The organism is Streptomyces sp. NRRL S-1813 (assembly GCF_000719605.1).
Lineage (GTDB): Bacteria > Actinomycetota > Actinomycetes > Streptomycetales > Streptomycetaceae > Streptomyces > Streptomyces decoyicus.
On sequence record NZ_JOHB01000068.1, the window covers coordinates 1 to 8,915 of the forward strand.

6 protein-coding genes, 1 tRNA gene and 1 pseudogene are annotated in these 8,915 nt (G+C 69.5%); 5 read left to right on the forward strand and 3 right to left on the reverse strand.

Annotated features, from left to right (window positions below):
• Positions 1–70: 70 nt before the first annotated feature.
• A complete protein-coding gene (locus tag IF67_RS45600) occupies positions 71–2,200 on the reverse strand; it encodes an ATP-binding protein (protein ID WP_051819117.1) in 2,130 nt (709 codons plus the stop codon).
• A gap of 301 nt (positions 2,201–2,501) precedes the next feature.
• Here IF67_RS45600 and IF67_RS0138135 point away from each other — a divergent pair.
• Positions 2,502–2,577 (forward strand) — tRNA-Arg (locus IF67_RS0138135).
• A 724-nt stretch (positions 2,578–3,301) separates the two neighbouring features.
• On the opposite strand, the pseudogene IF67_RS40025 reads toward IF67_RS0138135, so the two are convergent.
• Positions 3,302–3,609, reverse strand: a pseudogene (locus IF67_RS40025) (phosphotyrosine protein phosphatase); the annotation flags it as partial.
• A gap of 1,236 nt (positions 3,610–4,845) precedes the next feature.
• Here IF67_RS40025 and IF67_RS44535 point away from each other — a divergent pair.
• From IF67_RS44535 to IF67_RS0138165, 4 genes are all read left to right on the forward strand, one after another.
• Positions 4,846–6,360, forward strand: coding sequence for an ice-binding family protein (locus IF67_RS44535; RefSeq protein WP_051819118.1), 1,515 nt, complete (start codon positions 4,846–4,848; stop codon positions 6,358–6,360).
• Between the two features lie 532 nt (positions 6,361–6,892).
• Complete coding sequence (locus IF67_RS44540) at positions 6,893–7,051, forward strand: DUF7196 family protein (RefSeq protein ID WP_199812857.1); 159 nt, start codon at positions 6,893–6,895, stop codon at positions 7,049–7,051.
• A 100-nt stretch (positions 7,052–7,151) separates the two neighbouring features.
• Positions 7,152–7,574 carry a YjbQ family protein gene (locus IF67_RS0138160; RefSeq protein ID WP_030993592.1) on the forward strand — a complete coding sequence of 141 codons (423 nt, stop codon included), beginning with the start codon at positions 7,152–7,154 and terminating at the stop codon, positions 7,572–7,574.
• A 232-nt stretch (positions 7,575–7,806) separates the two neighbouring features.
• Complete coding sequence (locus tag IF67_RS0138165; protein ID WP_030993594.1) at positions 7,807–8,355, forward strand: DUF5994 family protein; 549 nt, start codon at positions 7,807–7,809, stop codon at positions 8,353–8,355.
• A 285-nt stretch (positions 8,356–8,640) separates the two neighbouring features.
• Here the strand turns inward: IF67_RS0138165 and IF67_RS0138170 are convergent.
• Positions 8,641–8,915, reverse strand: a 275-nt coding sequence (locus IF67_RS0138170) for an ATP-binding protein (RefSeq protein ID WP_030993595.1), incomplete at its 5' end; no start/stop codon positions are given.

The window sequence follows — 8,915 nt, forward strand, 5'->3', positions numbered from 1 at the left end:
CCCTGCCCCTGCCCCTGCCCCTGCCCCTGCCACAAGCTCTCTCCGGAACCAGCTGCCGCCTCAGAAACACTCACCCCGACACCTCCTCCTTCTCCATCGCCATCTCCCGCTCCTCCTCGCTCCGCATCTGCTTCCGCCTCTCTGTCCCCGTCTTCCTCTCCGTCCCCGTCTGCTTCTCCGTCCCCGTCTGCCTCTCCCGCTGCAATACGGACAGTGCGGCAATCAGCTCCGCCTGCTGGTCCAGGGGGACGGTCAGCTGGTCCAGGGGTGCCAGCCGCCGTTCGCGCTCACCGTCGAGGGCACGCTCCAGGTACGTGGCGAGCAACCGGGCGCCCCGATCGCAGAGCCGCAGCGCGGTCTGGGCCCCCAGGAGATCGGCGAGGTTCTCACCCGCCGTACGGGCGCGGCGTCCGCCGAGCAGGGCCGTGGCCAACAGCGCCGCCGACTCCTCCGGCTCCACCGACCCCACCCGTTCACCGGCCTGCCCCGCACGCGCTTCACGGGTCTCCTCCTCGGCCAGCTCCTCCAGACAGCGCCGCCAGCGCCGGACGATCACTCCGAGCCGCCCACCCGCACCCGCAGCGCCCGCGGCGGCCGACAACGAGACCTCGGCCGCCGCGGGATCGCGCCGCCAGGCCTCCGCGGCCCGCTCGTCGGCCTCCTGCACGGCGCAGGTCAGCAGCGAGGTGAGCCCATGGGTCAGCGCGTCGAGCAGCTCGTCCGACCGGCCGTCGAGCCCATGGTCACGCCAGTGGGCGCGGGCGTCCCCGGAGAGCACCTCACCGGCCGCGACCTCCTGCCGTACCCGCTCAGCGGCCCGCTCGTACGCCTCCTCCACCCGGCCGGCCAGCCGCAGCGCCGCGGCATGCTGGGCGGCGGCGGCCCCGGCCAGCGCGGGCAGCCGGCTGCGCAGCGACGCGATCACCCCGGCGGCCGTACGGTCCGCTGCGGCGGTGCGGGCGACGGGGTCCTGGGCATGCCGCTCCAGCCAGTCCCGCAGCGCCGCCACGGCCGTGGCGGGCAGCAGACCGCTCCCGCCACCGGCCGACTCGGGCAGCTCGGGAATGGTGAACCGCGGTACGTGGCCGAGGCCGGCCCGCTGGAGAAGTTCCGCGTACCGCCCGGAAATGTCCGTGGCGATCTGATGCGGCACCCGGTCCAGCACGGTCACCAGCGTGACGTCGTACTCCTTGGCCGTACGCAGCAGATGCCAGGGCACCGCATCCGCGTACCGGGCGGCCGTCGTGACCAGCACCCATACATCCGCGGCGCAGATCAGCTCCGCGGCCAGCTCCCGGTTGCGTGCGACCAGCGAATCGATGTCCGGGGCGTCCAGCAACGCCAGCCCGCTGGGCAGCGCCCGGTCCGTCTCGATCCGCACCGTGAGCATCCCGGGATCACTCCCGCTCCCCGCCGCACCCACGCCCGCGCGGCCCTTCAGGCCGACGCCACTGGCGCCACCCACCGCACCGTCATACGCCTCACCGTCATCCGCCCCATAACCCCCACAACTCCCACCGACCGCACCGCCACCACCAGCCCGCCCCCCGACCTCATAGCCATGGCCATAGCCATACGCGGCGCCCAGCTCTCCACCCCCACGCGCCTCCGGCCCCGGCCCCGGCCCATGCGCCCCATCGAACCCATGTGCCGTACGGGGCCCATGCCCCATCCGGACGCCACGCCCACCGGCTCCCCCGCCCCCGCCACCGGGCGTCACCCCACCCATCCCGCCAACCCCACCCACGCCATGCACCCCGTACTCACTCCGGCCCAGGCCGTCACCCGCCGCGTACTCGCTCTCCCCGCCGTCGTCCTGCTCAGGGACCCACACCCGGGCGAGCTGCGGCAGGACACGCGGTCCGGCGAACCAATGGAGATCGTCGGGATGGCAGACCAGCACCGGTGTACGCGTCGTCGGACGCAATACCCCCGACTCCGAGATCCGCCGCCCCACCAGCGAATTCACCAAGGTGGACTTGCCCGCCCCGGTCGATCCGCCGATCACCGCGAGCAGCGGGGCCTGAGGGGAGCGCAGGCGGGGAATCACATAGTCATCGAGCTGGGCGAGCAGCTCGGCCCGGTTGCGCCGGGCCCGGGCCGCGCCCCGGAGTGGCAGTGGAAAGCGTGCGGCGTCGACGCGGTCGCGCAGAACGGACAGTGCGTCGATCAGCCGGGGTCGTACGTCCAAGGTCGCCACATGTGCAGAATGCCCAATTTCGTTGGGTTTTTGAAGCGTATAACCCCTTGTGCGCGCCGCAAGAACCCGTACAGAACGGGATGAGTGACGCATGAGACGTCCGCGACAAGCGAGGCGCAGGCATAACGAGTGCACAACACCCGCCACACGGGACGCCAAAAGCGATGCAGGATTCGTACCTGCCTGCGATTATCGGGACCGCTTCACCGAACCTCCACAACGTGCCACGGAGGTGAAGCAACCGGGACGAGGCACCCGGACCTCTATCCTTGTCCGCGGTCCGTGATCCACGCCCACACCGGCCCCCGTAGCTCAGTGGATAGAGCAGGTGCCTTCTAAGCACTTGGCCGCAGGTTCGAGTCCTGCCGGGGGCGCCATCGCCCGTACGGTGCCCAGCCCTCCTTCGCGGAGGGCTTTTTTGCAGTTCAGAGGCGGTTTAACAGACGCGGCGTGACGGCTTTGGCAGGCCGGAGCGACTCCCGGCGGCGACGGCGCCAGTCCGGCCGACGCCGGTTTTGAACGGCTCTCGGCGGCTGGTTTTCCCGAAAACTTCCCGAGGTTTTCCGACGGACCCTTCACGGCTGCGGGCACGGCGGGCAGCCGCTGGGGCCCTTCGATCCGCCCCTGGAGTTCGGCCGGCTGTCCGGTGATGCAGTGTGTGTAAGTGGCCAGGAGGACAGGAACACTGTTGCCCGCCCAGGCGGCTACCTGGGCCTGCACGAGCTCTGACCCGATCCTGTGGATCGGCACCGACACCTGCGCACTCGGCCCCTACCGAGCCGACCTCGTCGAGACGCACTGGCGCCGGGAACAGGACCCCACCCTCCTGGCCGGCTACGGCCGTCGGGCACCCGAGCCCCTCTGGCTCAAGGTTCTCGCCCCGAACAAGGCCGGCATCCGTGCCTACGAGAAGGCGGGCTTCCGCGCTGCCGGCAGCCTCCGCGAAGCCGGGTACTGGCTCGGGCGGACGTGCGACGAAGTCATCATGGATGCCGTCGCTGGAGAGTTCGAAGGTCCTTCGGTTGTTGAACCCCTACTGCCTAGCCGGCAAGGCGCTCCCCGGCACATCGGCGGGTCGGCGCCGGCGACCGGGCAGCATGCTCACGCCTGCCCCTCAGGGGCGATCTCGTCGATCAGTTCGCGAAGCCGCCGCTCGATGTCATCGCGGATGGGCCGTACGGCCTCGACACCCTGCCCTGCGGGGTCGGGCAACTGCCAGTCGAGGTAAGGCTTTCCGGGGAAGACGGGGCAGGTGTCGCCGCAGCCCATCGTGATGACGACGTCGGATGCCTGCACGGCCTCGATGGTGAGCACCTGGGCGCCTCGGCCGAGACGTCGATGCCCACCTCGGCCATTGCCGCGACGACGGCCGGATTCACGGAGTCGGCGGGGGTGGACCACGCCGGCCGCTCGCAGATGGCCGCCGCGTTCCTCACGCACCTTGCGGGCGGCCGCGTACAGGTGCGGCCCGCCGGGCTGGCCCGCACGAGGCCATCCAGTCCGCTCGCCACCTCATGCTGCCGCTCAAGATCCGAGTGCTGATATCCGAGTGCTGACGGATGAGCGTGGCCTTCTCCGACGGAAGGCACTCGCGGTCGGACGGTGATCAGGTTGCAAGGCCGGCGGACGAACACGTCCGTGCACGGTCTGCCAGGAGCCGAACGGCGCGACCACCGCCCACGCATCATCACAGCTCTCAGGCTCATCCCTCACGGCCGGAGCAACGGCCCGGTGACCGGAAAGCCCCTGCCGCCCCCAGGGGGCGTCCGCACGAAGGGTTCCAGGCCGCTTGTTTGTGCCGACCGTGAGTTTGCTCCGCCGCCAAGGCGTGATGTCCACGCATGGTCCGTGGCAGCAGCGGCCCTGAGTAAGCGTTGCGCCATTCGGGCGACATCTGGTCCTCCCTCTGTCCGGGGCCCGCCGGTGATGCCTTAAATAGCAATAGCGAGTCCGAAGGTCGCCCATCCCTCTCGGGACTCACGTTTTGCCGGTTGTCCGGTAGCGGTCAGCGGCATTGCCTGATGGGCGCTCCTTGGACGGCTGGTCAGTTGCCCCTCCCAGCTGTTGGCTGACTACCGGTCAGTCCTTGAGGAGCCCCGAACTAGATCCAACAGACCTAGATCGCGAGGGCTCAACATGGGCAAGGGTTTTCAGCCGAAAAGGCATCAACTGCCGTAATTCGTGGTGAGTGGACATCAACTCACGCCGCCGACTCCGCTGAATACGGCCGTACCGGAATTGGCGGATCCCCTCTCCAACTGGGCTCCACCGACCGCTAGCACGCCCAAGTGTCCGACTCGGGCGACAACGCCACCGTTCCCAAGCACCCCCACTTCTCTGTCGGTCCTGCATGCCGGACACCCTCGACGTCCGGCACAGGCGACGATCCGGCATCAGGCGACCTCCGGTGCGGCGTCACCAGGAGGACGGGGCACGAGCGCCGACGGCTGAGTGCGCTCGGGCAGCTGTGGCGAGTGCGCACACCACGCTCGGTCGAAGCCTTCATGTTCATTCCGGCGCGCCGCACATGGCACAGCTCACCCGTGCCCAAAGCACCGGTCGCAAGCGGTGCAAGCGCGCCGATCTCCCACAGTTCCGGGGCGGCATCAGGGCTGCCCCGGAAGCCTCAGAAAAGGAAATCCACGATGGCAACACTTGTACCTCTGGGTACCGCCTCCTCCTACGGCGTGCTCGCCAACACGGCGGTCACCAACACCGGCCTCACCGTGGTCAACGGCGACCTCGGAGTGAGCCCCGCCGGTGCGGTGACCGGGTTCCCTCCCGGAACGGTCACCGGAACCATCCACGTGAACGACGCCGCCGCGGCGCAGGCCCAGGCCGACCTGCTGACCGGGTACGCCAACGCGCTGGTACAGCCGGTCACGGCCACTGTCGCGACGGAACTCGGCGGGACCACCCTGACCCCCGGCGTGTACAACTCCGCCTCAGGCACGTTCGGCCTCAACGGGACACTGACCCTGGACGCGCAGGGCAACCCCAACGCGGTCTTCATCTTCAAGACGAACACCACGCTCATCACGGGAGCCACCGGCAACGTCAACCTCATCGGCCTCGCGCAGTCCAGCAACGTCTTCTGGCAGGTCGGCAGTTCCGCGACGCTCGGCGCCGGCTCCACCATCAGGGGCAGCATCCTCGCCTTCACCTCGATCACCGCCACGACGGGGGCCATCGTGGACGGCCGGCTGCTGGCTCTCGGTGCCGCCGTCACGCTGGACACGAACGCGGTCACCGTGCCGCCCCTGTCCACCTGCTCCGTGGTGGTCCAGCCGGTGGCCGGGCCGGTGGTGGCCGGGCAGCCGACCTCCGTGTCCGCTGTGGTGACCTGTAACGGGCTGCCGGTCTCGGGTGCCTCGGTGACCTTCACCGGTGGTGCGGTCCCGGTGAAGGCCACCACCAACCTGGCGGGTGTCGCCACCGGATCGCTGACCTTCAACACGGCCGGGGCCGCCACGATCACTGCCACCGTCACCGCGGCCGGCACCGGCTGCGCGTGCACCGGCGTCGTCTCCGCACCCCTCCCCATCACCGTCACTCCGCAGCCGTCCTGCCAGGTGGTGGTCCAGCCGGTGGCCGGACCGGTGGTGGCCGGGCAGCCGACCTCCGTGTCCGCTGTGGTGACCTGTAACGGTCTGCCGGTCGTGGGTGGGTCGGTGACCTTCACCGGTGGTGCGGTCCCGGTGACCGTCACCACCAACCTGGCCGGTGTCGCCACCGGATCGCTGACCTTCAACAGCGCCGGGCCCGCCGTCGTCACTGCCACCGTCACCGCGGCCGGCACCGCCTGCGCATGCACCGGCGTCGCGTCCGCGCCCCTCACCATCACCGTCGTTCTGCAGGCGGGCCCGCTGAGTGCGTCGCCCGCCTGCTGGCGGGTCAACCTGCCCATTCCGATTCCGCACCTGTTCGTGGCGACGTTGACGGCCACCGTCACGCCGGCGCAAGCGGGCGTCACGGTCACCTTCTTCGTCTCGGGCCTGCCGGTGGGCACGGCGGTGACCAACGCCGCCGGTGTCGCCACCCTTAATGCCGGCCTGTCCCTGCTCCAGATCAGCGCCAGCAGCTACACGGCGACCGCCACCGTCGGCGGCGTCCCGGTCCAGGCCACCGGCACCCTGAGGCCCTGCTTCCCGCCGGCGTGACCCGCCCGATCGACCGGGGCGGCGTGACGGGTCCTGTGGCAGTACTCGCGCACAGGTCTGGTCCACGCAGTGCCGCCCCTGACCTGAGGGCCTTCCGGTAAGCGGCCTGCCCCTCAAGAGCTGTCCCCCGTCGTGGAAGGACGGGGGACAGCTCGACTCAAACTTACCGGTGAGCCATTCGGCACCACGCCCGTCGGCATGACAGAGACGGGTGGCGGGACAGCCCCTGGTGCCGGCGGTGCGTGGACGGCTCACAGGTGAGAACCGGGGCCGGTGTTTCCCTCCGGTATCGGCCCCGGACAGCCGAGCGGCTCTCACAGCCCCAAGGCCCCGCGTGGAGCTGCCAGGGGCCTCGCGACTGCCCTGCCACCCCCTACCTGGCGGGAGTCGCCTCACGGTGGCTGGACCGACCAGCACCTCCCTACCTGTTCGTCGCGCGGCACCTCCCGGGGAGACGCACGCGGGCCGCGGAGCGCGAGGACCTCCGGCCCAATCCGGCGCTGAAGAACCACAACGTGAAAGGACCGCAGCCATGCCATGCAATTGCGGCGGAGGAACCCCTCAGACCGTCGTCGGCTACCAATTGAACCTGCCCGACGGCACCATTCGTCAGTACGTCACCTACCGGGAAGCCGAGGCCGCAAACCAACGAGCAGGCGGCACCGGATCGATCACCATCGTCATGCAGTGACGCCTGGCGGGTGGTCCACCCTCAGCCTTGCGGCGGAGTTCGGGGGGAACAACCCATCCGGCCGTCAGTGCTCGGGCTGTGCGACGGGTACCGGTGAATCATGGCTGGAACCTTCACCACCCGCACGATCACCATCACCACCGGCTCCGCTGAGACGCTGCACGACCTCACGAACGCATGCTCCGCGTTCCTCCGGGAGGCCGCTCACGGGCACAATGGACTGCTGAACATCTTCACCCGCCACGCAACGTCCGGCCTGGCCATCATCGAGACCGGGGCAGGCAGCGACGATGACCTGTTGGCGGCCCTTCGCGACGTTCTTCCCACGGACGACCGCTCGCAGGACCGCCCCCGCAGTCCTGGTCACAGCATCGCTCGCATGCTCCCTGCTCTGGTCCCACCACACGCCACGTTGCCCGTGGTCGATGGTGAGCTCGAGCTGGGGGCCTCGCAGTCCGTCGTGCTGGTGACCACCGACCGGGACAACCCGGAACGCCAGGTCCGGCTGTCGTTCCTCAGCTGACCACACGGCCCTACGCCTGGTTTTCGTCTCCCTGGCGAGGCCATTCTCGGACGGGCCACCCCAAGGTCTCCTGTGCCCTCCACTCGCTCGCTCCGGATCGGTCCGGCGGGCCTTAACGGGAGTAAGCTGGAACCACCGAGGGCAATTCGTACACCAGCTCCCATGCTCGTGTCGTTTTCGGCGATTCACGACACCGGGCCGGTTGCGGTCGGCCCGGGGCAGGGTCCGCATCATGACCACGACCATTCGGTATCCGCCAGCGGTCGAAGACCGGACCGCTTCGCTGCCCCTCCGGCTCATGCTGGCGCCGGCCGGCACCGCTCCGCCTCTGCTCGACGGTGCGTGGTGGCCCCGCTCCCGTGACCTCACAGCGGAACTTCCGGCACTGACGGCCGCCCTCGACCCGCTGTGGGGGCGCATCACCCACGTCACGGTGAACCCCACCTTCTGGCCGGTCATCCCTCGGAAGGTACCCGTCAACGGGCATGTGGTGGGTGTCGGCTGGTTCAACGCCGAGCAAGATCCCCACAAGCTGCTGCTGCTCTCCTACGGCGTCGGCCGTTGGGACCTGCTGGTGATCCCTCCGGAGACCATCCCCGCCGCAGCCGCCCGGCTCATGGCCGAGGCCGCCGATCCGCTGGGCAACCTCACCGCGAGCGCCCTGATGGACGAAGCGGAGCAGCGCCGGATCGCGGAGGAGACGGAACTGTCCCTGGTTTCGGTCTGGGACTCAGAAGGCGGCCATGGCGCAAGCCTGCCGACCTCACGTTCGCCCGCCTAGCAATCGTTGCCCAGGCTCCGGATACGCCGGATGGCATCTGAGCATCGTGGCAACCTTCGAGAGCACGGGTTCAATTCCCCTCCCCGCTCCGGAAGCAAGCCCCAGGCCAAGCAACCATCAGGCGCCGACGAGGCCCGAGGGCATTGGCCAGCTCGTCAACCTGACCGACCGTGGCAATCTGCCGTTCGGCGGACGACTCCTTCCCCGGCTTGCATCGCCAGACACCGATTCAAGCCGATGGAGGGCGCGTCACGTCCCCATGCACAGCTCGCCGGCAAGGCCTCGCTACCAGGAGACTTGGGCATGGATGGTTTTGCCGGTCCCGGGGGCGGGGGTGATGGTCAGGTGGCTGGTGAGGTGGCGGATCATGTGCCAGCCGAAGCCACCGCCGCCGCCGTTGAGATCAGGTGTGCGTTCGCGGGGGGCTGCTGAGCTGAGGTCGCTGACCGCGGCGGTCAGCGTGTCCGGGCCGGCAAAGAGTTGGAGGGTGTACCGGCCACCGCCGTGGCGCAGTGCGTTGGTGGCGAGTTCGGAGACCACCAGGAGGAAGGCGTCCGCGC